Below are 688 nucleotides of genomic sequence, written 5' to 3' on the forward strand. Positions count from 1 at the left end.
TGCCGGGCAGTGACTGCCTGTCTGTCAAAGTCCGTCTGCTCAAGATCGCCTCCCGTTTTTGATCTTGAATCAAACGAAAGATGATTTGGGAATCCCCTAAATGCAGACGCCGCCTAGGGCCAAATGGCGCCTGACACGCATGTTCCTAGGGCCTGTTAACACTTAATCATCTCCACGATGAGGGCGACGTTCAGAAAGGCGCGGTACATGACGTCCAGCTTTTCGAACCTTGAGAAGATGCGCCGGTATCCTTTCAGCCTTCGGAACAGGCGTTCGACCTCGTTGCGCCTCTTGTAGAGGGTGCGGTCGTAGTCCCATTTGACCCGCCGGTTTGCCTTCGGAGGGACAACCGGAACCATGCCCAAGTCGAGCACCAGTTGTCGCGTTTCGTCGCCCTCATAGGCCCGGTCCATAATCATTGCAGCGCCTTGGGGCGGTGACCGCCAGCCTTCCAGCAGGGAGCGGCCTTCGGGCGCGTCGTGCGCATTCCCACCAGATAGGCTGAATGTCAGGGCAAACCGGTCGTTTGCAGCGATCAGGTGGACTTTGGTGGTCCAGCCACCACGCGATTTCCCAATCGCCTGCGGGCCGTTTTTTTGGGCGCGCCGGTACCGTCCGTTGCCCGGCAGGTGATTGCAAAGCAATCACTGAGAGGGAGGGTGGACCTTGACGCTGGTGCTGTCGAGGC

The 688-nt window shown here is 58.7% G+C and carries 1 pseudogene; it reads right to left on the reverse strand.

The window, feature by feature from the left end:
* Positions 1-155: 155 nt before the first annotated feature.
* Positions 156-688: pseudogene (locus tag ACW9UQ_RS18680) on the reverse strand (IS5 family transposase); the annotation flags it as partial.

Source organism: Halovulum sp. GXIMD14793 (assembly GCF_054457435.1).